Here is a 22734-nt window from a genome sequence, read left to right on the forward strand (position 1 = left end):
GTTTTCAGGGCTTGAGCAGGGCGTACAGGGAGATGTCCGACGCGAAGCCGGAGTCGTTGAGCCCCTGTTCTATGGTCTTGATAAAACTCGCATTGTGCTGGCGTATGGTGTGGTAGCTGTAGAAGAGGTTGACCACGTCCTGCTCGTCCAGCTCCTTGTCCATGGCCAGCAGGCAGAGGTAGTTGCGCAGCAGGAAGTAGTCGACCACCAGCAGCTGATAGGCCTGGCACTTGTCGCCCTGCTGCAGCGGGAAGTTGTGGTGATAGACGTAGTAGAGCAGGTAGTTGTCCAGGATCTGGGGATGGCTGGCCAGGAAGGGGGCGACCCTGTCGTGCCAGACCTGCTGCAGGCGTGCAAGCTTGTCCTCGTCGTAGGTTCCCTCCAGTACCTCGTTGATCTTGTCGAGGCAGACCTGCATGGTCTGCCGCCCCCGTCTCCCCTGGGAGTAGGCCAGCAACTGGTGGGTCATGGTTCTGAGGCCCCACCACTGCAGTCTGGGCAGGGCGGGCAACTGCTCGAACATGGTGTTGAGCTCCCCGCGTTCGGCCAGTACCGCCACCTGATCGAGGAAGGCCTCGTGGGAGAGTTGCACAGGATCCCGGTGGATCAGCATGCCGACCAGCCATAGCCGAATCGCCACGGGGATATCCGTGGCGGCCAGCACGTGAATGCTCAGGCTGTGCAAAGTCGCCATGGCGTTGGAGGGGGGCGGAGCGAAGGGCAGGGGCTGGGTGAGCTCGGTGACCTCGGTCTGCATCGCCAGGGGGTCAAGCAACAACTGGCGGCACACCTGGGGGCAGGAGAGCATCAGGGACCTCTTGAGCTGGTTGCCGATGCGGGTCTGGGCTCTGGGGTAGGTCTTGCAGGTGTGACTCAGGGCATCCGGACCCGCCTTGCTGTGGATCTGGCACAGGCGGTTTTCATCGAGGAAGGGGCAGGCGCCCTGTTCGTCGAGCTTTATCTCCCCCCAGCGCTCGTTGCTCTGCTTCACCTTGATGATGTGCAGCTTGCTCAGGGACTTGACCGTGGGGTCGGGGTGGCGTTCATAGCTGCGGAAGGTCTGCTTGTCGATGCTGATGGTCCAGCTGTGGCAGCAGTTGTCCTCGCAGCGATCGCCGATGCACTGGAAATGTTGAACGAAATGCGGTGTGTAGAGCGAAGCAGCCATGTCGCCATCCGGTAGTGAGAGAGGACGTTTTAAAAGCAATAAGCATGCCGGATGGGGGAGGCGGCGAGCACCCGGGATACCGGAATGCCCGGGAGGGGGCCAGAGGAAAAATATGCGGAGGGAAGATTACATTTCTGCGCGAAAGGGGTCGTCTCTATCTGATGTCAACCTAACGGGCTGCTGTGCAGCGTTTAACTCGAGGAATACATCATGGGCTTGTCCATCCATACCAACTTCGCCTCCCTGACCACCCAGAACCAGCTGAACAACACCAACAAGATGCTGGGCACCGCCATGCAGCGCCTGGGTACCGGTCTTCGCATCAACTCCGCCGCCGACGACGCGGCCGGTCTGCAGATGGCTACCCGCCTGCAAGCCCAGTCCAACGGCCAGAAGGTCGGCATGCGCAACGCCCAGGATGCCATCTCCATGATGCAGACCGCTGAAGGCGCCCTGGACGAGATGACCAACATCGTTCAGCGCATGAAGGATCTGGCTACCCAGGGTGCCAACGGCACTACCAGCACCGAAGACTACACCGCCCTGAACGCCGAGTTCGGCGAGCTGTCGAAAGAGCTGGCCAACATCACCGACAACACCACCTTCGGTGGCCAGTCCCTGCTGAAGAAAGCCGCTGGCAACTTCGAGAAGGGTGCGGTCAAGTTCCAGATCGGTGGCTCCGCCGCCGAGACCCTGAGCGTGGACATCTCCACCGACCTGAAGAAAGTGACCGGTTCCACCGCTGGCTCCGGCCTGGATGGTACCGCAGTCAAAGGTGGCGGTATCGGTGATCAGACCAAAGCCAATGCCGCTATCACCGAGATGGAAACCTTCCTGAAAGACATCGGCAGCGCCCGTTCCTCCTTCGGTGCCAACATCAACCGTCTGGAGCACACCGTCAACAACCTCTCCAACATGAAAGAGAACACCGACATGGCGAACGGTCGCATCATGGATGCCGACTTCGCTCAGGAGAGCACCAACATGACCAAGAACCAGATGCTGATGCAGGCTGGCATGTCCGTGCTGTCCAACTCCAACCAGATGACCGGCATGGTGACTTCCCTGCTGCGTTGATGCTGGTGGCACCCATCCCCCTGGTGGGTGCCTTTTTCCCGTTTCCCCTCCCAGCTCCTCCCGCGCCCTCTTTTTTCATCATATTTTTCACCCGCAGCTCAAGTCTTGCCTCGCACCTGTCGCTTCTCTCCTTCGTACGGTTATCCGCTGCGGTAGCAGCCTTCTTCGAGGAATAGATCATGGGTTTGTCCATTCATACCAACTTCGCTTCTCTGACCACTCAGAACCAGCTGAACAACACCAACAAGATGCTGGGCACCGCCATGCAGCGCCTGGGTACCGGTCTTCGCATCAACTCCGCCGCCGATGACGCCGCCGGTCTGCAGATGGCCACCCGTCTGCAAGCCCAGTCCAACGGCCAGAAGGTCGGCATGCGCAACGCCCAGGACGCCGTCTCCATGATGCAGACCGCCGAAGGTGCCATGGACGAGATGACCAACATCGTTCAGCGCATGAAAGACCTGGCCACCCAGGGCGCCAACGGCACCGCGAGCGCGGAAGACCGTCTGGCCATGGGCACCGAAATGAAGGAGCTGTCTGCCGAGCTGAAGAACATCAGCGACAACACCAAGTTTGGTGGTCAGGCTCTGATCAGCGATGCGGGCAAGTTCGGCGCCGCAGCAGTGACCTTCCAGATCGGTGGTTCCGCCGCCGAGAAGCTGGATGTGGATGCCAGCGGCAATGTTCAGGCCGTCAACGCAGCCATTGATGCCGCGGAAACCGATTTTGCCACCGCCGATGCCACCGCTCTGGCCTCCACTGCCTTCAATGCGCAGATCACCAAGATGGAAGATGCCCTGGATGCCATCGGTACCGCCCGTTCCCAGTTCGGTGCCAACATCAACCGTCTGGAGCACACCGTCAACAACCTCTCCAACATGAAAGAGAACACCGACATGGCGAACGGCCGCATCATGGATGCCGACTTCGCCCAGGAGAGCACCAACATGACCAAGAACCAGATGCTGATGCAGGCTGGCATGTCCGTGCTGTCCAACTCCAACCAGATGACCGGCATGGTGACTTCCCTGCTGCGTTGATGGTTTGCCGGGCCGCCCCGAGAGGGGCGGCTCTTGTTTGACAACCGCTTGCCGGTTGGAAAGGGCCGAGCCGGTCTTTTCCAACAGGCATGCCACCGAATAAGGGGATAAAGATGCAAATAGATCCGGCTAGCACGGCGATGCAACTGGTGGCCGTCGAGCGCCAGAACATGGACAAGCTGCTGAAGAAGCAGCTGGACAGCGTCAAGGCGCAGCAGAGCGCCATCAGCAGCCTCACCACCAAGCTGTCGAGTTTCCAGACCCTGCTCAAGGATCTGAACAAGGCGAGCAGCCTGCAGGCTCAGAAGGCCACCCTGTCCCAGGAAGGGCTCATGACGGTGACGAGCAATGGCAAGGCCAGCTCGGGTCAGTACAGCTTCTTCGTGGAGCAGCTTGCCCAGTCCCATCAGGTCGGCTTGCAGCTTGACAGTGACACGGCACCGCTGCCGGCAGACGGCGTCTTCTCCCTGACCGTCAAGGGCAAGACCCTGGACATCGACCTGACCTCTCTCCCGGCTGGCGCCACCGTCAAGGATCTGGTCTCCCAGATCAACAATGCCAAGGACAACCCGGGGGTGAAGGCGACCCTGGTACGTACCGACGGCAAGGTCAGCATGGTACTGACCAGCAAGGAGAGCGGCGTGGAGAACGCCATCACCCTGGGGTACAGCGGGGATGGCGCCAATGCCATCGGGGTGGCGATGGCCGGCAAGACGGACATCACCCAGGCGCAGGACGCCAAGCTGCGCATAGGGGGGGACAACCCTCTCACCATCACCTCTGCCAGCAACAAGATAGAGAACGTGGTGGATGGCCTGACGTTCCAGCTGACCAAGGCGCAAAAGGCGGATGACGCTCCGCTGCTGGTCACGGTGGATCAGGACAAGGAGGCGGTTACCGGCTCCCTCAAGAAGTTTGTCGACAGTTACAACGAGCTGGTGGACGAGCTGGCCAAGATGACCTCCAGCGATCCCAAGGCACCGGGAGCCCTCTCCTCCGACAGTGGTGTTCGCAGCCTCAAGAGCGTGATTGCCCGCAGCGTGCGGGAGCTGCCCGATGATCTGACCCTGGGGAGCCTGGGGATCAAGACCGACAAGGCGGGCAAGCTCTCCTTCAACGAGACCGACTTCAACAAGGCGCTGGAGAAGGATCCCGAGCTGCTCGGCAAGGCACTCATGGGCGACGACGGTCTGCTCAAGCGGATGAGTAATGCCCTGGACCCCTATACCAAGCGGGACGGTGCACTCAAGGGGCGCAAGACAGGTCTTGAAGCGAACGAGAAGCGGGTGAACGAGCGGATGGAGGCGCTGGATCGGCGCATGGATTCCGCGTATAAGCGCTACCTCAATCAGTTCACCACCATGAACCAGATGTTGCAGACCATGGGCGCCCTGTGAGACGGCTAGCCCGTAACACTTTGAATAAGCGAGTTTTTCATGTTTGAACCCCAAGAAGGCTATGACGCCTACCAGTTCGCCGCCACCCAGGCCAAGGCAGCGAGCGCCGATCCGCACCAGCTGGTGCTGATGTTGATGGATGGCCTGCTCGACGAAATTGCCAGGGCCGAGGGCCACATTCTGGCCAGGCAGTTCGAGCGCAAGGGGCAGTCTATCAACAAGTGCCTGCAGATCCTGGGGGGGCTCGACAGTGCCCTCGACATGGACAAGGGCGGGGAGCTGGCCAGCAACCTGCACCGTCTGTACGACTACTGCGGCCAGCGGCTGTTCGAGATCAGCGTGGCCAACGATGTCGCGGGCTTTGCAGAGGTGCGTCGCATCCTGCTGGAGCTGAAAGAGGGTTGGGAAGCGATGGCCCGCCATCCCCGTTGATGCGGAAATCCACCTTCCTCATGGGGCAAAGGTTGGAAATAACGTATTGAAATATAATGTTTATATATTTGGCCTGCTCCTTGCTTGCCCGCAAGGTCGTCCTATTTTGAGGCCATCATCATGTCCATGACAGGAGCCGTGCCCCCCGGTGCGGAACGCGAGACACGTCAGCGCCAGCTTCTGGGGCTCGGGCGTCTTATCTTGCAGCAGGCCCGCGCCGGACAGTGGGATGCGGTGCGGCTGGCGGATCAGCGTCTGGCCCAGCTGGTGGCGCATCTGAACAGCCAGCCTGCATTGTGGCAATCCCTGATGCCGGCCCGGGATCAGGTGCGTCACTGGCATCGGGAAGCCTTCGCGCTCTGTGAGCAGGAAACGGCGCTGCGCAAGCAGGAGTGGGACAGCCTCTCCCGCAAGCGGGAAGGATTGCAGGCCTACGACGAGGCGCAGACATGGGCATGATCCCTCTCCCCGTGGCAGAGACACTGCCCGCTTCCCCATCCGGTGGTTTTACCCGCCTCTCCCGCCAGCCTGACGGGCAGGGGGAAGAGTACCAGCCTCTGGATCTTCCGCAGGAGGCGATGCTTCCTCCGTCCACCGCCCCTTCCGCCCCCGTCGACGAGACGGAGCAGGAGGAGAGCGTCGAAGTGGCTGCGGATGTTGCCGAGCAACTCGCCGCCTTCAACCAGATGCCACCACCTTTTGTCCGACAGGAGGAGGGACGCCTTCCTCCTGCCCGTTTGTCATCGAATGGCAGCCTTGCCCCCGTCGGGGAGGTGCAACCCGCCTCCTCGCCTGTGCTGCGCGCCCTCAGCGGGTTCGAGCGAATGGAAGGGGAGCGGATGCCGGTGCCGCCGGTTTCCGTTGGCAAAGAGAGCCTCCCTCAACCCGCCGGAGAGCTGGCCATGCGAATGCTCCAGCCCACTGCCCAGGGCGAGCGGCCGACGACCCGGAGTGCGGCAGTGGTGGTGCCTCTTCCCGGGGAGCCCGCCCCGGAGCGGGAGGCCAGCGTCACCGAATTCAAGGCAATGGCGGGGTTGTCGCCCGCGCTCTCTGCCGCCAGGCCTGCGGAATACCAGTGGGCGCCGGCGCGTCTTGCCGCAAGCGAGGCCCAGTGGGGCCAGCAACTGGTCGATGTGCTCAAAGACAGGGTCGAGCTGCAGGTGAACCATAGCATCAAGCAGGCCCATATCCGCCTCGATCCCCCCGAGCTGGGTCGCCTCGAACTGACCGTGAGGATGGAAGGGGATCGGCTCAACGTGCAGCTCAACGTGACCAACCCGGCGGTGCGTGAAGCCCTGATCCAGTCGATGGAGCGGCTTCGCATGAGTTTGGCTCCCCATCATGCTGGTGGTGTCGAGGTGAACGTGGGCCAGGGGGGAGAGCAGGAGCGGGGGGATCGCTGGCAGCAGGAGAAGATCCTGGCAGGTCGACGACAGTGGCAGGAAGAACAGGACGCATCGGGCAGTGCTGGCCAGGATTGGCTCAACACCCTGGTGTGACATTTCAAGATCTGGCAATAGCGAGAGTGATTTCAAATTATGCGGCGTGTCATGAAGTGGTTGATGGTGATAATGATGGCGCTGTGCCTGCTGGCGGCGCTGGCCTATGGCGCTTATCTCAAGCGGGATACGGTTGCCGTCTGGCTGGGCCTGGCAGAGGCCAAGCCCGAGCTGAGCAAGACGCCGCTGTTCAAACCGATGGAGCGTTTCGTCATCAGCCTGGAGGGAGACAGAGAGCCCCACTATCTGGTGCTGGAGCTGGCGCTGGTCACCCACAATCCCCAGCAACTGGAGACGCTCAACGAGCTGACCCCCCTGATCCGCAATGCCATGGTGCAATATTTCAGCCATCGCTCCCATGAGGCGGTGAAGCAGGAACTGCAGAACATCTCGGCCCTTCAGACCTCTCTGCTCGGCAAACTGGTGGGAACCCTGGAGGGGTATGGCTACAAGCCCTATCTGGATGAAGTGCTGGTCACCAAGGTCCTGGTGCAGTAGCGAACATGATGGACGCTGGTTGGGATACTCCCTGCGAACTGACCGCCTCCGCTCCCCGCACCGGTGAGCAGGCGATCCTGAGCCGTTATCTGCCTCTGGTGAAGCGGGCAGCCACTCACCTGCGCAGTCAGGTGAGCGCCAGCTTCGATCAGGAGGACATGGAGCAGGTCGGCATGATGGGGCTGCTGGAAGCCTGGCGCCGCTATGGGGGTGAACCGGATGCCCAGTTCGAGAGCTATGCCTTCAAGCGGGTGCGGGGAGCCATGCTGGACGAGCTGCGGCGCCTCGACTGGCGACCCCGTCAGCTGCGCCAGCAGGTGCACGGTCACAACCAGGTACAGCGGGAGCTGTTCAACCGTCTGGGGCGCAACCCGACCGAGCAGGAGCTGGCACAGGCGCTTTCCTGCACCGTCGAAGAGGTGCGCCAGCTCGCCTATGCGAGCCAGGCCGAGGCGTTGCAGAGTCTGGAGGAGTGGCTGGAGAACGGGGGCAGGGCGCCCGCATCCGAGTCTGACGATCAGGATCTGGCCATGACCCTTGCCAAGGTGCTCGGCACCCTGGACAAGCGTGAACAGCTGCTGCTTTCCCTCTATTACCAGCAGGAATTGAACATGAAGGAGATTGCACTGGTGCTCGGGCTGACCGAGTCGCGGGTGTGCCAGCTCCACAAGCAGTGCGTCCTTCAGCTCAAGCAGCGATTGGTCGACTCCATATAGTTATGCCTCTCCCCGCGGGGGGAGTCTTGTTGATTTCTGCGGGAGCATCCATGCAAAAACAGATTGGTCTTGGTGTCATTTTCGTGTGTGTGATCGGCGGCTTCATGATGGCCGGGGGGCGCCCCATCGCCCTGTGGCAGCCTGCCGAACTCATCATCATCATAGGGGCGGCGGTCGGTTCCATGTTCCTTGGCAATTCCAAGGAGGTGATGCATGAAATGTGGCGCCAGATGAAGCTTTGCTTCAAGTCCAACAAGGACGAGAAGGAGATCTATCGCGAACTGCTGACCCTGATGCACCAACTGCTGGAAGAGACCCGCAACAAGGGGATGAAGGCGTTGGACGAGCACGTGGAGAATCCGCAGCAGAGTTCCGTCTTCCTCATGTATCCCCAGGTATCGGAAGATCCGCAACTGCTGGGCTTCATCATCGACAACCTGCGTCTGCTGGGCATGGGCAAGATCACGCCTCATGAGCTCGACACCATACTGGAGCAGGAGATCATGGCCATCGAGGAGGACATGCTCAAGCCCGCCCATGCGCTGCACAAGACCGGGGAGGCCTGCCCCGGCTTCGGGATCCTGGCGGCGGTGATGGGGATCATCATCACCATGCAGCAGCTCGACGGCCCCCTCAGCAACATAGGGGTGCATGTGGCGGCCGCCCTGGTGGGCACCTTCATCGGCATCTTCCTCTGTTATTGCTTGCTGGAGCCCATCAGCAATGCCATGGAAGAGATGGTCAAGCGTCGTATCGGCATGCTGATGTGCATCAAGTCGATTTTGATCGCTCAGCTGCGGGGCAAGACGCCGCTGCTCTCCGTCGATTCCGGCCGCAAGATGCTGGAGCCTGACGTGAAACCCAGCTTCCTCGAACTGGAAGACTGGGTGACCAACAGGGCCATGTGATGCGCAACCACGAGCAGATCGTCATCAAGCGCCAGCAGCGGCGCAGCAGCGCTCCCAAGGGGGGCGGCGCATGGAAGGTGGCCTTCGCCGACTTCACCCTGGCCATGATGGCCTTCTTCATGGTGCTCTGGATCCTGGCCGTCTCCAGCCAGGAGGAGCGGGATGTGGTGGCCAGTCGTCTGCGCGACTACAGCATCATGGACAGCGAGGCAAACCCGTTCGACATCAGCAACAGCCCCTATCCGGTGGATCTTGGCGGCAACCCCTCGGTCCTTGAGGAGTTGAGTCCCCAGTTCGTGGAGGAGGGGCAGCGCATGCCCAGACACATGGAGCGGGATCGCAGCATCTTTACCGATGGCGCCAAGGGAGGCTATGAGAGCCTGCTGGTGGGCAAGATTGAGGGAGAGAAGCAGATGGCGCAGTTGGCCGGTTTCATCGGATCCATGGCGGATCAGATGCAGGCCAGAAACAACCTGGAGCTGCAACTGGTGCCCCAGGGTCTGCGGATCCTGATCCGCGACGATGACGAGCGCGAGATGTACAGCCGGGGCAGTGCGCGGATCAGCCCCTATTTCCGCCACCTGCTGATGGCACTGGCCCCTGTCTTCCAGCGAGTGGAGAACCGGGTCATGATCTCCGGTCACACCGACAGCACCCCCTTTGCCGGTGACAACTACAGCAACTGGGAGCTCTCCTCCGATCGCGCCATGATGGCGAGGCGTGTCCTGCTTGCTGGCGGCATGCCCCCCGAGCGGGTGGGTCAGGTGGTCGCCATGTCGGATACCATGCTGGACAACACCGCCGATCCCAAAGGCAGCGAGAACCGCCGCATCGAGTTGCTGGTGATGACGACCCAGGCGGAAAAGAGCCTGGAGCAGCTGTTCAGTGCCCAAACCCAAGCCGCCACCCGGACAGCCAAGGACGCCGTTGCCCATGGAAACCCCTGACGCCGATCTGCCCCCCGTGACACCGTTCAAGGATCCCAGGCGCAAACTGCCGCGCTGGTATCTCCATGACGGGACCACGCCCCTGGAATCCCAGAGTTGCGGCATCGCGGCCCGGCTCATGGTCTCTGGCCTGCTGTTCGACAAGCGCATCGGACGGGCGGTCATCAAGGATATCGGACCGGGTGGGGTCGGTTTCCTCGCCCCCGCCCGTTTTACCTTGCCCGATAACGTTAGCCTGTCGTTGTCACCGCGGATCGTGCTGGCGTGTCATATCACCCATCGCAGGGCCATAGGCCAGTACCTCAGCTTCTACGGCGCGCGATGGGTCGATCCTGACTCGGTGGATCTCGCGCCTGTTCTGAGCCACTGGCGCCACTGTTTCATGGCGCCAGCAGAGGGCGAGCCTGCTCCAATCCCAGCGGATCCGGCAACCGCTCAAGAGTGAGGCCTCCCCGCCCCATGTCCAGTCCCCGTGCAGGCAGCAACAGTAGGGGATCGTGCAGGCTTTCCAGGGACACGGCCCGCACCAGCTGCGGGCGTGTCTCTTGATGACGCGGGGCAGGAGGGGCCTTGCCCCCGCCATAAACGATGGGGCAGTCACTCACCTCCCGGGGATCGGGCAATCGCCAGGCGGGATTCCACCGGCTTGCCTCGTTCATGGCAACCCCCCGCTCCATGGCCCACTCCAGCAATGAGCAGCCCCCCGGCTGCCGCCATACCCGGATATTTTCTCCCGCCTGCCAGGGCGGCAGGACAAACCCGTGCTGCGCCGCTCTGTCCAGCAATTGGGAGAGCGCGAGGAAGCGCGCCACATAGAGGCGCGTTTCGGTAGGCAACTGCAACTCCCACACATTGCGTGTCCCGCCGTTGAGCACCGCCTTCAGTACTCTTCCCTCTCCCGCGTTGTAGGCCGCCAGTGCCAGCAACCAGTCCTGCCCGAAGAATTGATGCAGCCACCCGAGGTAGGAGAGCGCCGCCTCCGTCGCCAATGGCAGGGAATAGCGGCCATCGAAGCCGTTCGTCATGGGGACGGAGAAGCGGGCTGCGGTATCCGGCATCAACTGCCAGGGCCCGGCGGCGCCCGCCGAGGAGATCACGTCAAGCCGGTAGCTGCTCTCGATCAGGGGCAGCAGTGCCAGCATGGGTGGGAGTTTTCGCGTCTGAACCTGCTCCGTGACCCAGCGGATCATGGGCTGGGACTCGGCGAGCCTCGTTTGCAGGTGGCTGCGCTGGCGCAGCAGAAAGCGGGTCTGCTCGTTGACCAGTTCGGCACCCGGGCCGACAACGGGGGTAGGAAAACCCGCCTGCCAGTGATAATGATCATAGGAGTAACAAACGGCACTGCTCAGTAGTGAGAGCCCGGGGAGAAGGCGCAGGGATATTTTGGCAACAGCGGACAGAGCCTGGCGGGAAAATGATAAAAACACGATGTATCTCAACAGTTTTTGACAATATCTGTCGACTGTTCATGTGGTATCCAGGACGTGATAAGCATGATAACACGAGTAAAAAAGACCCCAAAGGCGGGCAGGGCGATTCAGAAATTTCTGCTTTATCTGATCCTCGTTAATTTTGGTTTGATGTGGCTCTATATCATGTATGCCGACGAGCTGACATTGGGCGCCAATCTACTGCTGACTTTTCTTCTCATCGTCTATAACCTGCTGCTCTGCCAGCTGGTGGTGCTGCGAGCCCGTCGGGTAGGGGATGGATACATCATCTATCCCGTGGTGGGCGTCAGCATTATCCTGTGCGCCGTCGTGCTGTTCCGTTTCATCATTTCCCCGTGAAATCGATTAATTACGAGGCACACTTCGCCGGGATGATTTAATTCCCCCATGAATAACTTGTGGAAAATCAATTCATTTAATCGGTAGTCCCATCACGCTGCGTCAATATGTTCCCCATGCCCGAGATCCTTGCTTGAAAAGCCCCCTGCTCGTCCTTAAACTTCATGGTGGAGAAAAGTGGATCAAAGTGGTTTTATTGGGCATCTAGCCCCCATAACTCACCTTCGGGGACTGCAATTTGTTGCGTGGCGCTCACGCCATCAGCCTGGACAGCAAGGGGCGGTTGGCGATTCCGACCAAATTTCGTGATTGGCTGCGCGACGAATGCGACGGCCAGCTGGTCTGCACCATCGACATCGCCCATCCCTGTCTGCTGCTTTATCCCCTGAATGAATGGGAAGAGGTGGAGCGCAAGCTGAAGACCCTTTCCAGCACCAACCCGGCGGAACGCCGCCTGCAGCGTCTGCTGCTCGGCCACGCGGCCGAATGCGAACTGGATGGCAATGGCCGTCTGCTGCTCAGCCAGCCGCTGCGCAGTCATGCCGGGCTGGACAAGAAAGTCATGCTGGTGGGCCAGCTCAACAAATTCGAGCTTTGGGATGAAGCCCGCTGGCAACAACAGATCAACGACGACATCCTGGGCCTGCCCGAGGACGACTGGGCAAGTTCACCACGACTACAGGATTTTTCTTTATAAATGACCCAAGCCGCTGAACACATCACAGTGCTGTTGCACGAAGCCGTCGAAGGGCTGGCCATCAAGCCAGACGGTATCTACGTCGACGGTACCTTTGGCCGGGGTGGTCACTCTCGTCTCATTCTCCAGCATCTGGGCCCCAATGGCCGTCTGATCGCCATCGACCGGGATCCCCAGGCCATTGCCGAGGCGGCCAAGATCCAGGATCCCCGTTTCGAGATCGTGCACGGTCCCTTCTCCGGCATCACCCGCTATCTGACCGAACGCGGCCTGCTGGGCAAGGTCGATGGCTTCCTGCTGGATCTCGGTGTCTCCTCCCCCCAGCTTGACGATGCCGAGCGTGGCTTCAGCTTCATGAAGGACGGCCCGCTCGACATGAGGATGGATCCCACCTCCGGTCAGAGTGCCGCCGAGTGGCTTGCCCGTGCCGATGTGGACGACATCGCCTGGGTGCTGAAAACCTTCGGTGAGGAGCGCTTCGCCAAGAAGATTGCTCGCGCCATCGTGCACGATCGGGTGACCGAGCCCTATGTGCGCACCCGCCAGCTGGCGGAGATGATTGCCCGGGTCAACCCGAGCAAGGAGAAGGGCAAGCACGCGGCGACCCGCAGCTTCCAGGCCATCCGCATCTATATCAACAGCGAGCTGGACGAGATCGAAACCGCCCTCAACGGCGCGCTGGACGTGCTGGCTCCTCACGGTCGTCTCTCCGTCATCAGCTTCCACTCTCTGGAAGATCGGCTGGTGAAGCATTTCATTCGCAAGCATGAGAAAGGTCCGGAAGTACCCCACGGGATCCCCCTGACCGAAGCCCAGCTTGCCGGTGGTCGCAAGCTGAAGTCGATCGGCAAGGCGCTCAAGCCTTCCGACCACGAGGTCAATGAAAACACCCGGTCCCGCAGCTCGGTGCTGCGGGTCGCAGAGCGTCTTGCGGAGTAAGCGATGAGCGATGTGCGCGTTCACCTCGCCAGGGAGATCGTTGCGGATCTCTGGCGCCACAAGTTGCAGGTCCTGTTGACCGTCGCCGTGCTGGTCACCGCCTTTGCGGTGATCCTGGTGACCAACATGACCCGGGGTCTGACGGCCAAGCAGAACGATCTGATGGCGGAGGAGGACAGGCTCAACATCGAGTGGCGCCACCTCTTGCTGGAACAGGGCACACTGGCTGAGCACTCCCGGGTGGCGAGTCTGGCCATGGACAAGTTGCAGATGGCTCGCCCCCTGGTGACCACTGAAAAGGTAATTACACAACCATGACACGCAAGGCCGCCACCAAGGCTCCGGCAAAGGACAAAGCCAAGGCGAAAGCACCCTCACTCTACCCGTGGCGCTTTCGTACCCTGGTTTTCTTCATCGGCATCGCGTTTGCGGGGCTGATCCTGCGGCTGGCCTGGATCCAGGTGATCGATCCGGACAGACTGCGCCAGGAGGGGGACATGCGCTCCCTGCGCACCACCTCCACCCAGGCGGTGCGCGGCATGATCACCGATCGCAACGGCGAACAGTTGGCGGTATCCGTGCCGGTCGAAGCGGTCTGGGCTGATCCCAAGACGGTGCACGAGTCCGGTGCCATCCACAACGAGCGTGCCTGGCTGGCACTCTCCGCCGTGCTCAAGCTCGACATCAACACCCTCAAGCATCGCATCGCCAACCCGAGCAAGCGCTTCGTCTATCTGCAGCGACAGGTGACGCCTGCGGTGGCCGAGTACATCAAGGGGTTGAAGCTGGGGGGCATCTATCTGCGCCCCGAGGCGCGCCGTTTCTACCCGACCGGCGAGATAAGCTCCCATCTGGTGGGGGTGACCAACATCGATGGCAGCGGCATCGAGGGGATTGAGCGCAGCTACAACGAGTGGCTGACCGCGACCCCTGGCGAGATGAGGGTGCGCAAGGACAGGCAGGGCCGCGTCATCGAGCGCCTGGGCCTGGTGAAAGAGGGCAAGCACGCCAACGATCTGCAACTGAGCATCGATCAGCGGGTGCAGGCGCTGGCCTATCGCGCCCTCAAACGGGCTACCGACGAGAACAAGGCCACCTCCGGCTCCATGGTGATGCTGGATGTGAAGACCGGCGAGGTACTCGCCATGGTCAACACCCCCTCCTACAACCCGAACAACCGCGGCCAGTACCAGAGTTTCCGGGTGCGAAACCGGGTGGTGACCGATACCTATGAGCCGGGCTCCACGGTCAAGCCATTGATTTTGCTTAGTGCCTTGCAAGCCGGTGTCACCAGCTGGAAGGACTTCATCCCGGGCGGCCCCCTCTTCATCGGGGCCAAGCAGATCCGTGACGTGAGTATCCACAAGGCGACCAACCTTTACGACATCCTGCGCTACTCCTCCAACATCGGCATGTCGCGCATCGCGCTGCGGATGCCGGCCCAGGAGATGATCAACACCCTGAGCATGGTGGGCTTCGGCATGGACACCGGCAGCGGCCTGATGGGGGAGAGCAGCGGCATGCTGCCCCAGCGTCGCCGCTGGTCCGACATCGAGCGAGCCACCCTGTCGTTCGGTTATGGTCTGCGAGTGACCCCGCTGCAGCTGGCCTCCGCCTACGCCACCCTGGCCAACAAGGGCAAGCGGGTACCGCTCTCCATCATCAAGGTGACCAAGCCGCCCAAGGGTGAGCAGGTCATCGATCACAACAACGCCGCTGCCATGTTGCAGGCGCTGGAGTACGTGGTCAGCAATGCCATTCCCAAGGCCCAGATCCCCGGTTATCGGGTCGGTGGCAAGAGTGGTACCGCCAAGGTGGCCGTGGCTGGGGGCTATGGCAAGGACTACATGGCCTGGTTTGCCGGTTTCGCGCCAGCCAGCAATCCCCGTTTCGTCATGGTGGTGGTGATCAACGAGCCCAAGGGGGATGCCTACTACGGCGGTGCCGTGGCGACCCCGCCCTTTGCGGAGGCCATGGGAGGCGTGTTGCAGCTCTTCAACATCCGTCCCGATGCGATCCCGCCCGAGGTACCCGCCAAGCTTGCCCGCACGGAGGCCAACAATGGCGCACCGCGTACTTGACGGGCATCCGGCTTTTTCCATCGGCCCCGCTGCTGTCGGGGCGTTTTCCATGGCGTGTACGAGCGCCCGCATTCCCGCATTTTCGGAGGCTTCCCATGCCGCCCCGTACACTTGATCAACTGATGAGCCGCTTCGGCATCGATGCACCGGCGCTTTCCCTCACCGATCTCCAGCTCGACAGCCGGCGGGTCGGTCCCGGCTCGCTCTTCGTGGCGATTCGTGGCCATCAGGTGGATGGCAGGCGCTTCATCGAACAGGCGGTGGCTCAGGGAGCGACCGCCGTGCTGTTTGAGGAGGACGGAGAATTCGTCCCTCCGGCGACCCAGATCCCCTGCATCGGCATGAGGGATCTTCCCGCTCGTCTCTCCGAGCTGGCCGGCCATTTCTACGGTCACCCTGCGCAAAAGTTGCAACTGGTGGGCATCACGGGCACCAACGGCAAGAGCACCACGGCCCTGCTGGTGGCCAACTGGCGCACCCTGCTGGGGGGCAAGGCCGGGGTCATGGGCACCATAGGCAACGGTCTGTTTGGCGAGCTCATCGAAGCAGAGAACACCACGGGCAGCGCGGTCCAGGTGCAGGCCAATCTGGCCGCCTTGCAGCAGCAGGGGGCCGATCTGGTGGCGATGGAGGTCTCCAGCCACGGTCTGGTGCAGCATCGCGTGGCGGCCCTGCCGTTTGCCGCGGCAGTCTTCACCAACCTGAGCCGGGATCATCTGGACTATCACGGCACCATGGAGGCCTATGCCGCCGCCAAGGAGGAGCTGCTGAAGCTGGTGGATGAGCCTTGCGCCGTCATCAACGCCGATGACCATTTGGGACGGCAATGGCTGGCGACCTATCCCGGTGCGGTGGCCTTCGGGGTTCATGGTCCGATTGAAAACCATGCCGGACGACAACTGACGGCGCAGGATCCCCATTTCCACCAACAAGGTTTTGATACGCGCATTAACTCCAGCTGGGGGAATGGTGTATTATCCGCCCCCTTGCTCGGCCGCTTCAACGTCAGCAACGTGCTGGGCGCCATGGGCGCCATGCTGGTGCTCGGCTACGACTTCGATGACCTGCTGGCGACGGCCCCCAGACTGCAACCGGTGACCGGTCGCATGGAGTGCTTCGGCGGTGGCGATGCGCCGCTCGCCGTGGTCGATTACGCCCACACCCCGGATGCGCTGGAGAAGGCATTGCAGGCCCTGCGGGTGCACTGTCACGGCCGGCTCTGGTGCCTGGTGGGATGCGGCGGCGACAGGGATCGCGGCAAGCGTCCCATGATGGCTGCCATGGCGGAGCAGCATGCGGACTGCGTGATCCTGACCGACGACAATCCCCGTACCGAGGAGCCGGCCCGGATCATGGCCGACATGGTGGCGGGTCTTCGCGATCCCGGCGCCGTGCAGATTGAGCACGACAGGACCAAGGCAATCCAGCTGGCACTGAGTCAAGCGAGCAAAGAGGACATCATCCTGGTGGCCGGCAAAGGCCACGAGGATTATCAGATCATTGGAACCGACAAGCGGCACTACAGCGATCGGGAAACCGTCGCAGCCGCCTTGCACACATTAATGGAGTCATTCAAATGATGACCCTCAGGCTTGCCGACCTGGCGCAGGTGCTCGATGCCCGTCTGATCGGGGGCGACCATGAGATCACGGCGGTCAGCACCGACACCCGTACCCTGGGCGCGGGGGCGCTGTTCGTGGCCCTGCGCGGCGAGCGTTTCGACGCCCACGATTTCTGCGACCAGGCGGTTGCCGCCGGCGCTAGTGCCCTGCTGGTGGAGCGCGAATTGCCGCTGGCCATTCCACAACTGGTGGTGGGCGACACCCTCAAGGGGCTTGGGCGTCTGGGCAGGCTGGTGCGCGAGCGCATCAATCCGAAAGTGCTCGCCATCACCGGCAGCTGTGGCAAAACCACGGTGAAGGAGATGGCGACGGCCATCCTGCGTTGTGAAGGGGAGGTGCTGGCCACCGCCGGCAACTTCAACAACGAGGTGGGGGTGCCGCTGACCCTGCTGCGCCTCGAGCCGCAACACCAGTTCGCGGTGATGGAGCTGGGAGCCAACCACCCGGGCGAGATCGCCTGGACCACGTCGCTCGCCAGACCCGACGCCGCCATCATCAACAACGTCGCTGCCGCGCACCTGGAAGGCTTTGGCTCCCTGGAAGGGGTGTTCCATGCCAAGAGCGAAATCTTCGAAGGGTTAGGCGAGGGCGGCACCGCCATCGTCAATGCCGACAACGAGTTCTGGCCGAAGTGGCGTGAAAAGGGCATCCACTGCGCCTTCTCCCTCGAGGATCAGCGTCAGCCGTTCCACGCCCGCGACATCGTGCTCAACGAGCAGGGTTGTGCCGGGTTCGTGATGGTGACGCCCCAGGGAGAGGTGAACCTGACCCTGGCCATTCCGGGCCGCCACAACGTGGCCAACGCCCTGGCTGCTGCCGCCGGGACCCTGGCCCTGGGCGCATCGCTTGCGTCCGTCAAGGCGGGGCTGGAGCAGATGGCGCCGGTCAAGGGCCGTTTCTGCGTGCAACGCTGGGGTGGCCTCACCCTGGTGGATGACACCTACAACGCCAGCGTGGAGTCCGTGCTGGCGGGTATCGATGCCCTGACCGCCATGAACGGCTACAAGGTGCTGGTATTCGGTGACATGAAAGAGTTGGGTGAGGAGTCCGCCGCGCAGCATGCCCGGGTCGGACACCACGCCCGTGAGCAGGGCCTCGATGCCGTGCTGACCGTAGGGGAACAGAGTCGCCACACCGCAGATGCCGCGGCTGGCCGACATTTCGATAACAAGGCGTCGTTGTTTGAAGTGCTTGCGCAAATGATAAAGACACATCAGGAAATTTCGATTCTGGTCAAGGGCGCCCGTGGCTCCCGCATGGAAGATATCGTCGAGATGGTCAAGGGCCATCAGGAGTCAGCCACATGCTAGTCTGGCTGGCGGAACTGCTCACCCCGCACTTCACCTTCTTCAACGTCTTCTCCTACCTGACGTTTCGCGCCATCCTGTCGATCATCACCGGTCTGGTGGTGGCGCTCTGGATGGGGCCGCGCCTCATCCGTCGCCTGCAGATCATGAAGTTCGGCCAGGTGATCCGCAACGACGGTCCCGAATCCCATCTCAGCAAGAAGGGCACCCCGACCATGGGCGGCCTGATGATCATTGCAGCCATTTTCACTTCTGTGCTGCTCTGGTGCCGCCTCGACAACCCCTATGTCTGGCTGGTGCTGTTCGTGCTGGGGGCCTATGGCGCCATCGGTTTTGCCGATGACTATCTCAAGGTGGTGCGCAAGAACACCGACGGCCTCATCGCCCGCTGGAAGTACTTCTGGCAGTCCGCGGTCGCGCTGGGTGTGGCAGTCTTCCTCTACGCCACGGCCACCCACGATGGTCAGACCCAGCTGGTGGTCCCCTTCCTCAAGGATGTGATGCCCCAGCTCGGCCTGATGTTCATCCTGCTGACCTACTTCGTCATCGTCGGTACTTCCAACGCGGTCAACCTGACCGATGGCCTGGATGGTTTGGCCATCATGCCGACCGTGATGGTGGCGGGGGGCTTCGCCCTGATCGCCTGGGCGACCGGCAACGTCAACTTCGCGAACTACCTGCACATTCCCTACGTGCCCTACACCTCCGAACTGGTGATCGTCTGTACCGCCATCGTGGGCGCGGGCCTGGGCTTCCTCTGGTTCAACACCTACCCGGCCCAGGTCTTCATGGGGGACGTGGGTTCCCTGGCCCTGGGCGGCGCGCTCGGTACCATAGCCGTGCTGGTGCGCCAGGAGTTCCTGCTGGTGATCATGGGGGGCGTCTTCGTGATGGAGACCGTCTCGGTGATCCTGCAGGTCGGATCCTACAAACTGCGCGGCGTGCGGATCTTCCGCATGGCCCCCATCCATCACCACTATGAGAAGAAGGGCTGGCCGGAGCCGCGCGTCATCGTGCGCTTCTGGATCATCACCCTCATGCTGGTGCTGCTTGGCCTCGCCACCCTGAAGGTGAGGTAAGCCATGGTCATCATCATCGGACTCGGCAAAACCGGACTCTCCTGCGTCGATTACTTCCTCGACCGCGGCGTCACGCCGCTGGTGATGGACACCCGTGCCAACCCGCCGGGCAAGGACGAGCTTCCCCCCGAGGTGGAGCTCATCCACGGGCTGGACGGGGAGCGGCTCAAGCAGGCGCACATGATAGTGGCCAGCCCGGGCATCGCCCTGGCGACTCCGGAGTTGAAGGCCGCCGCCGAGTTCGGGGTGCGCATCGTCGGTGACATCGAACTGTTCGTGCGTGAAACCCAGACGCCGGTCATCGCCATCACCGGTTCCAACGGCAAGAGCACGGTCACCACGCTAGTGGGTGAGATGATCGCCGAGGCGGGGCTCAAGGTCGGTGTGGGGGGCAATATCGGCACCCCGGCGCTGTCGCTCCTCAAGCAGCCCATGGATCTCTGCGTGCTGGAGCTCTCCAGCTTCCAGCTCGAGACCACCTACAGCCTGCGGGCCGCCGCCTCCGTGGTCCTGAACCTCAGTGAAGATCATATGGATCGCTATGCCGGCATGGCGGATTACCGCGCCGCCAAGATGGAGATCCATCAGCACTCCCAGCACATCCTGATCAATCGCGACGATCCCCAGACCCTGCCCGATGTGGGTCAGGTGTGGCAGAGTTTCGGCCTCGACTGCAACGGCTACGGTCGCTGCGAGCTGGAGGGCCGCCACTGGCTGACCTTGCACGGCGAGCCGCTCCTGGCGGTGGACGAGATGAAGATAGTGGGTGCCCACAACCAGGCCAATGCCCTGGCGGCCATGGCCCTGTGCGATGCGGTGGGCATTCCCCGCGAGGCACAACTTGCCGTGCTGCGCCGCTTTGAAGGCCTGCCTCACCGTGCCCGCTTCGTGCGGGAGGTAAATGGGGTGCGCTGGATCAACGACTCCAAGGCCACCAACGTGGGGGCGACCCTGGCCGCCGTGGCCGGGGTGCGTGAAGCGGTCAAGGGCCGCCTGCTGCTGCTGGCCGGTGGCCAGGGCAAGGGGCAGGACTTCGGCCCGGTGCAGGCGCTGCTCGGCAGCCAGATCGATCACATGTACTGCTTTGGTCAGGATGCCGAGGTGCTGCTGGCCCTGGGCGAACAGACCGAGCGGGTTGCCGATCTTGACGCTGCTGTCGCCAAGGCGGCGGCCGATGCCAGGCCCGGAGACTGGGTGCTGCTGGCCCCGGCCTGCGCGAGCCTGGATCAGTTCAAATCCTTTGAAGCGCGCGGCGATCGCTTCACCGAACTGGTGATGGGCTTATGAACGCCCTGCGCGTGGTTGCGGGATTCTTGCAGCGCTGGTTGCTACCGGCGCGCCCCGCCGGTCTCTACGATCGGCAGCTGGTGGTGCTGGCCCTCGCCCTGATGGGCGTCGGGCTGGTAATAGTGGCGTCCGCTTCCATTCCTGAGGGGATCGCCATCAACAACGATCCCTTCATGTTCGTGAAGCGCCACGGCATGTTCCTGGTGATGGCGCTGGGTATCTCCTGGTTCGTGTTGCAGGTGCCCATGGCACGCTGGCAGCACTACAACGGCCCCATGTTGTTGCTGGCCATCGTGCTGCTGGTGATGGTGTTGCTGGTGGGGCGCAGCGTCAACGGCTCGGTACGCTGGCTGCCGCTGGGCCCCTTCAACCTGCAGCCGGCCGAGTTCGGCAAGCTGGCGCTGTTCGTCTATCTGGCGGGCTATCTGGTGCGCCGCCAGAGCGAGGTGCGCGAACGCTTCATCGGTTTCATGAAACCCATGGCGGTGCTGTTCGTGGTGGCCATCCTGCTGCTGGCCCAGCCGGATCTCGGGTCAGTGGTGGTGATGTTCGTCACCTCCCTCGGGATGCTGTTCCTGGCCGGTGCCCGGCTGGTGCAGTTCATCGGTCTCATCCTGGTGGGGGTGAGCGCCGTGGTGACCCTGATCATCGCGGAGCCCTACCGGATGCGGCGGGTGACCTCCTTCCTCGACCCCTGGGCCGATCCCTTTGGCAGCGGCTATCAGCTGACCCAGTCCCTGATGGCCTTTGGTCGGGGGAGCTGGTTTGGCGAGGGGCTCGGCAACTCCATCCAGAAGATGGAGTACCTGCCGGAGGCCCACACCGACTTCGTGTTCGCCATTCTGGGCGAAGAGCTGGGCTACGTGGGGGTGCTTGGCGCACTCTTCCTGATTTTTGCGCTGGCGGTGAAGGCGCTCAAGCTGGGTCACCAGGCGCTGGTGGCCGAGCGGCTCTATGAAGGTTATCTGGCCATCGGCATCGGCATCTGGTTCAGCTTCCAGACTTTCGTCAACGTCGGTGCCGCCAGCGGCATGATGCCTACCAAGGGGCTGACCCTGCCGCTGGTCAGTTATGGCGGCTCCAGTCTCATCATCATGATGGTGGCGGTGAGCATGTTGATTCGTATCGATTTCGAGTTGCGCCAGGCAAGTGCCCAGGCGCGCGTGCGGGAGGTTGCGTGAGCAAGACGTTACTGGTGATGGCGGGTGGTACCGGGGGCCATGTGTTCCCCGGCCTGGCCGTCGCCGATCGCCTCAAGGCCCAGGGCTGGACCATCCACTGGCTCGGCACTGCCGACCGGATGGAGGCGGAGCTGGTGCCTGCCCATGGTTATCCCATCTCCTTCATCGACATCCAGGGGGTGCGTGGCAACGGCATCAAGCGTCTGCTCGCGGCGCCCTACCGTGTCATCAAATCCGTGCTGCAGGCCCGCCAGGTGCTCAAGACCATCCAGCCCGATGTGGTGCTGGGCATGGGGGGCTTCGCCTCCGGCCCGGGTGGCGTGGCCGCCTGGCTGTCCGGCATTCCGCTGCTGCTGCACGAGCAGAATGCCGCCGCTGGCCTGACCAACAAGCTGCTGGCCCGTATCGCCAGGCGGGTACTGATGGCCTTCCCCGGTGCCTTCGCCCCCAATGCCCGCACCGCCGTGGTGGGCAACCCGGTGCGCCCCGAGGTGGTGGCGCTGCCGGATCCCCAACTGCGCAGCAGCAGCGATCCTCTGCGCCTGCTTGTGGTCGGTGGCAGCCTGGGGGCCCGGGTCCTCAACGAGCAGGTGCCTCCTGCGGTTGCAGCTGCCGGTGTGCCCATCGAGGTGCGTCACCAGTGCGGCAAGGGCAACGGGGAGGCCGTGGCTGCCTCCTATGCCGGGCTGGGGGTCGAGGCCGAGGTGAGTGAATTTATCAAGGACATGGCGGATGCCTATGCCTGGGCGGACCTGGTGGTGTGCCGCGCCGGCGCATTGACCGTCTCCGAAGTGGCCGCTGCCGGTGTGGCCGCCATCTTCGTGCCCCTGCCCCATGCGGTGGACGATCACCAGACCCGCAACGCCCTGACCCTGGTCGACGGCGGTGCGGCCGAGTTCCTGCCCCAGTCCGAGCTGACGCCGGCCGCTCTGGCGTCGCGCCTCTCCTGGCTCGCCGGGCGCAGGGAAACCCTGTTGAACATGGCCCAGGCCGCGCGCCGGGTCGCCATCATCGATGCCGCCGAACGGGTTGCCGATGAGTGCAAACGGCTCGCCACCGGCTGAGCCAA

At 62.5% G+C, this 22734-nt stretch carries 24 protein-coding genes; 22 read left to right on the top strand and 2 right to left on the bottom strand.

Annotation, left to right across the window (positions count from 1 at the left end; translation table 11 throughout):
- Positions 1-4: 4 nt before the first annotated feature.
- Positions 5-1168 (bottom strand): flagellin lysine-N-methylase, encoded by a 1164-nt coding sequence (fliB, locus tag AB5Y80_RS02760; protein ID WP_368172496.1) that lies wholly within the window; start codon positions 1166-1168, stop codon positions 5-7.
- 210 nt (positions 1169-1378) lie between these two features.
- Between fliB and lafA (AB5Y80_RS02765) the strand changes: the two genes are divergently transcribed.
- The 11 genes from lafA (AB5Y80_RS02765) to AB5Y80_RS02815 all read left to right on the top strand — a co-directional run bounded on the left by lafA (AB5Y80_RS02765) (position 1379) and on the right by AB5Y80_RS02815 (position 10127).
- A complete protein-coding gene (gene lafA, locus AB5Y80_RS02765; protein ID WP_045522180.1) occupies positions 1379-2245 on the top strand; it encodes a lateral flagellin LafA in 867 nt (288 codons plus the stop codon).
- Between the two features lie 179 nt (positions 2246-2424).
- The gene (gene lafA / locus AB5Y80_RS02770; RefSeq protein ID WP_045522176.1) at positions 2425-3285 is read left to right on the top strand and encodes a lateral flagellin LafA; all 861 of its coding nucleotides are present in this window, start codon (positions 2425-2427) and stop codon (positions 3283-3285) included.
- Positions 3286-3398: 113 nt separating this feature from the next.
- On the top strand, positions 3399-4682 hold the full coding sequence (lafB, locus tag AB5Y80_RS02775; RefSeq protein WP_368172497.1) for a lateral flagellar capping protein LafB: 1284 nt from the start codon (positions 3399-3401) through the stop codon (positions 4680-4682).
- 39 nt (positions 4683-4721) lie between these two features.
- Entirely contained in the window at positions 4722-5114 is a 393-nt protein-coding gene (gene lafC, locus AB5Y80_RS02780) for a lateral flagellar export chaperone LafC (protein ID WP_104454855.1), read from the top strand.
- Positions 5115-5234: 120 nt separating this feature from the next.
- Complete coding sequence (locus AB5Y80_RS02785) at positions 5235-5573, top strand: hypothetical protein (RefSeq protein ID WP_041214009.1); 339 nt, start codon at positions 5235-5237, stop codon at positions 5571-5573.
- On the top strand, positions 5564-6613 hold the full coding sequence (locus AB5Y80_RS02790) for a flagellar hook-length control protein FliK (RefSeq protein ID WP_368172498.1): 1050 nt from the start codon (positions 5564-5566) through the stop codon (positions 6611-6613). Before AB5Y80_RS02785 ends, AB5Y80_RS02790 begins: the two co-directional genes overlap by 10 nt.
- 39 nt (positions 6614-6652) lie before the next feature.
- A complete protein-coding gene (gene lafF, locus AB5Y80_RS02795) occupies positions 6653-7111 on the top strand; it encodes a lateral flagellar basal body-associated protein LafF (RefSeq protein WP_041211801.1) in 459 nt (152 codons plus the stop codon).
- 5 nt (positions 7112-7116) lie between these two features.
- Complete coding sequence (lafS, locus tag AB5Y80_RS02800) at positions 7117-7827, top strand: lateral flagellar system RNA polymerase sigma factor LafS (protein ID WP_042015085.1); 711 nt, start codon at positions 7117-7119, stop codon at positions 7825-7827.
- A 50-nt stretch (positions 7828-7877) separates the two neighbouring features.
- Complete coding sequence (gene lafT / locus AB5Y80_RS02805) at positions 7878-8735, top strand: lateral flagellar motor stator protein LafT (protein ID WP_041211799.1); 858 nt, start codon at positions 7878-7880, stop codon at positions 8733-8735.
- A complete protein-coding gene (gene lafU, locus AB5Y80_RS02810; protein ID WP_041211798.1) occupies positions 8735-9682 on the top strand; it encodes a lateral flagellar motor protein LafU in 948 nt (315 codons plus the stop codon). The genes lafT and lafU overlap by 1 nt, the downstream gene beginning before the upstream one ends.
- Positions 9669-10127 (top strand): hypothetical protein, encoded by a 459-nt coding sequence (locus AB5Y80_RS02815; RefSeq protein WP_368172499.1) that lies wholly within the window; start codon positions 9669-9671, stop codon positions 10125-10127. The genes lafU and AB5Y80_RS02815 overlap by 14 nt, the downstream gene beginning before the upstream one ends.
- Here the strand turns inward: AB5Y80_RS02815 and AB5Y80_RS02820 are convergent.
- Positions 10063-10920, bottom strand: coding sequence for a lytic transglycosylase domain-containing protein (locus tag AB5Y80_RS02820; RefSeq protein WP_045522257.1), 858 nt, complete (start codon positions 10918-10920; stop codon positions 10063-10065). The two genes, AB5Y80_RS02815 and AB5Y80_RS02820, sit on opposite strands and share 65 nt — an antisense overlap.
- Before the next feature lie 255 nt (positions 10921-11175).
- Here AB5Y80_RS02820 and AB5Y80_RS02825 point away from each other — a divergent pair, with 255 nt between their 5' ends.
- The 11 genes from AB5Y80_RS02825 to murG all read left to right on the top strand — a co-directional run bounded on the left by AB5Y80_RS02825 (position 11176) and on the right by murG (position 22729).
- Positions 11176-11472 carry a hypothetical protein gene (locus tag AB5Y80_RS02825; protein WP_041211797.1) on the top strand — a complete coding sequence of 99 codons (297 nt, stop codon included), beginning with the start codon at positions 11176-11178 and terminating at the stop codon, positions 11470-11472.
- A 238-nt stretch (positions 11473-11710) separates the two neighbouring features.
- Positions 11711-12169: a division/cell wall cluster transcriptional repressor MraZ gene (gene mraZ, locus AB5Y80_RS02830; protein WP_039040489.1), complete on the top strand. Its 459-nt coding sequence runs from the start codon at positions 11711-11713 to the stop codon at positions 12167-12169.
- Positions 12170-13108 (top strand): 16S rRNA (cytosine(1402)-N(4))-methyltransferase RsmH, encoded by a 939-nt coding sequence (gene rsmH / locus AB5Y80_RS02835; protein WP_042015088.1) that lies wholly within the window; start codon positions 12170-12172, stop codon positions 13106-13108.
- 3 nt (positions 13109-13111) lie between these two features.
- Positions 13112-13426 carry a cell division protein FtsL gene (gene ftsL / locus AB5Y80_RS02840; protein ID WP_010675842.1) on the top strand — a complete coding sequence of 105 codons (315 nt, stop codon included), beginning with the start codon at positions 13112-13114 and terminating at the stop codon, positions 13424-13426.
- Positions 13423-15189 carry a peptidoglycan glycosyltransferase FtsI gene (locus tag AB5Y80_RS02845; protein ID WP_010675841.1) on the top strand — a complete coding sequence of 589 codons (1767 nt, stop codon included), beginning with the start codon at positions 13423-13425 and terminating at the stop codon, positions 15187-15189. The genes ftsL and AB5Y80_RS02845 overlap by 4 nt, the downstream gene beginning before the upstream one ends.
- A 95-nt stretch (positions 15190-15284) precedes the next feature.
- Entirely contained in the window at positions 15285-16769 is a 1485-nt protein-coding gene (murE, locus tag AB5Y80_RS02850; RefSeq protein WP_039040490.1) for a UDP-N-acetylmuramoyl-L-alanyl-D-glutamate--2,6-diaminopimelate ligase, read from the top strand.
- Positions 16766-18121: a UDP-N-acetylmuramoyl-tripeptide--D-alanyl-D-alanine ligase gene (gene murF, locus AB5Y80_RS02855; RefSeq protein ID WP_042864853.1), complete on the top strand. Its 1356-nt coding sequence runs from the start codon at positions 16766-16768 to the stop codon at positions 18119-18121. Before murE ends, murF begins: the two co-directional genes overlap by 4 nt.
- The gene (mraY, locus tag AB5Y80_RS02860; protein ID WP_010675838.1) at positions 18115-19197 is read left to right on the top strand and encodes a phospho-N-acetylmuramoyl-pentapeptide-transferase; all 1083 of its coding nucleotides are present in this window, start codon (positions 18115-18117) and stop codon (positions 19195-19197) included. Before murF ends, mraY begins: the two co-directional genes overlap by 7 nt.
- A gap of 3 nt (positions 19198-19200) precedes the next feature.
- Positions 19201-20484: a UDP-N-acetylmuramoyl-L-alanine--D-glutamate ligase gene (gene murD, locus AB5Y80_RS02865; RefSeq protein WP_368172500.1), complete on the top strand. Its 1284-nt coding sequence runs from the start codon at positions 19201-19203 to the stop codon at positions 20482-20484.
- Complete coding sequence (gene ftsW, locus AB5Y80_RS02870; protein ID WP_010675836.1) at positions 20481-21665, top strand: cell division protein FtsW; 1185 nt, start codon at positions 20481-20483, stop codon at positions 21663-21665. The genes murD and ftsW overlap by 4 nt, the downstream gene beginning before the upstream one ends.
- Positions 21662-22729: an undecaprenyldiphospho-muramoylpentapeptide beta-N-acetylglucosaminyltransferase gene (murG, locus tag AB5Y80_RS02875; protein WP_010675835.1), complete on the top strand. Its 1068-nt coding sequence runs from the start codon at positions 21662-21664 to the stop codon at positions 22727-22729. Before ftsW ends, murG begins: the two co-directional genes overlap by 4 nt.
- The last annotated feature ends 5 nt before the right edge of the window (positions 22730-22734 follow it).

It is taken from the genome of Aeromonas sp. R2-1, assembly GCF_040908425.1.
GTDB lineage: Bacteria > Pseudomonadota > Gammaproteobacteria > Enterobacterales > Aeromonadaceae > Aeromonas > Aeromonas caviae.

Excerpts from the sequence above, each read along its gene's own strand:
- lafA (WP_045522180.1), top strand. The coding sequence starts at position 1,379 with ATGGGCTTGTCCATCCATACCAACTTCGCCTCCCTGACCACCCAGAAC.
- murF (WP_042864853.1), top strand. The coding sequence starts at position 16,766 with ATGATGACCCTCAGGCTTGCCGACCTGGCGCAGGTGCTCGATGCCCGT.
- rsmH (WP_042015088.1), top strand. The coding sequence starts at position 12,170 with ATGACCCAAGCCGCTGAACACATCACAGTGCTGTTGCACGAAGCCGTC.
- murE (WP_039040490.1), top strand. The coding sequence starts at position 15,285 with ATGCCGCCCCGTACACTTGATCAACTGATGAGCCGCTTCGGCATCGAT.
- AB5Y80_RS02790 (WP_368172498.1), top strand. The coding sequence starts at position 5,564 with ATGGGCATGATCCCTCTCCCCGTGGCAGAGACACTGCCCGCTTCCCCA.
- lafS (WP_042015085.1), top strand. The coding sequence starts at position 7,117 with ATGATGGACGCTGGTTGGGATACTCCCTGCGAACTGACCGCCTCCGCT.
- fliB (WP_368172496.1), bottom strand. The coding sequence starts at position 1,168 with ATGGCTGCTTCGCTCTACACACCGCATTTCGTTCAACATTTCCAGTGC.
- ftsW (WP_010675836.1), top strand. The coding sequence starts at position 20,481 with ATGAACGCCCTGCGCGTGGTTGCGGGATTCTTGCAGCGCTGGTTGCTA.
- lafT (WP_041211799.1), top strand. The coding sequence starts at position 7,878 with ATGCAAAAACAGATTGGTCTTGGTGTCATTTTCGTGTGTGTGATCGGC.
- lafU (WP_041211798.1), top strand. The coding sequence starts at position 8,735 with ATGCGCAACCACGAGCAGATCGTCATCAAGCGCCAGCAGCGGCGCAGC.
- lafC (WP_104454855.1), top strand. The coding sequence starts at position 4,722 with ATGTTTGAACCCCAAGAAGGCTATGACGCCTACCAGTTCGCCGCCACC.
- lafB (WP_368172497.1), top strand. The coding sequence starts at position 3,399 with ATGCAAATAGATCCGGCTAGCACGGCGATGCAACTGGTGGCCGTCGAG.
- AB5Y80_RS02785 (WP_041214009.1), top strand. The coding sequence starts at position 5,235 with ATGTCCATGACAGGAGCCGTGCCCCCCGGTGCGGAACGCGAGACACGT.
- AB5Y80_RS02845 (WP_010675841.1), top strand. The coding sequence starts at position 13,423 with ATGACACGCAAGGCCGCCACCAAGGCTCCGGCAAAGGACAAAGCCAAG.
- ftsL (WP_010675842.1), top strand. The coding sequence starts at position 13,112 with ATGAGCGATGTGCGCGTTCACCTCGCCAGGGAGATCGTTGCGGATCTC.
- lafF (WP_041211801.1), top strand. The coding sequence starts at position 6,653 with ATGCGGCGTGTCATGAAGTGGTTGATGGTGATAATGATGGCGCTGTGC.
- mraY (WP_010675838.1), top strand. The coding sequence starts at position 18,115 with ATGCTAGTCTGGCTGGCGGAACTGCTCACCCCGCACTTCACCTTCTTC.
- lafA (WP_045522176.1), top strand. The coding sequence starts at position 2,425 with ATGGGTTTGTCCATTCATACCAACTTCGCTTCTCTGACCACTCAGAAC.
- murD (WP_368172500.1), top strand. The coding sequence starts at position 19,201 with ATGGTCATCATCATCGGACTCGGCAAAACCGGACTCTCCTGCGTCGAT.
- AB5Y80_RS02815 (WP_368172499.1), top strand. The coding sequence starts at position 9,669 with ATGGAAACCCCTGACGCCGATCTGCCCCCCGTGACACCGTTCAAGGAT.
- AB5Y80_RS02825 (WP_041211797.1), top strand. The coding sequence starts at position 11,176 with ATGATAACACGAGTAAAAAAGACCCCAAAGGCGGGCAGGGCGATTCAG.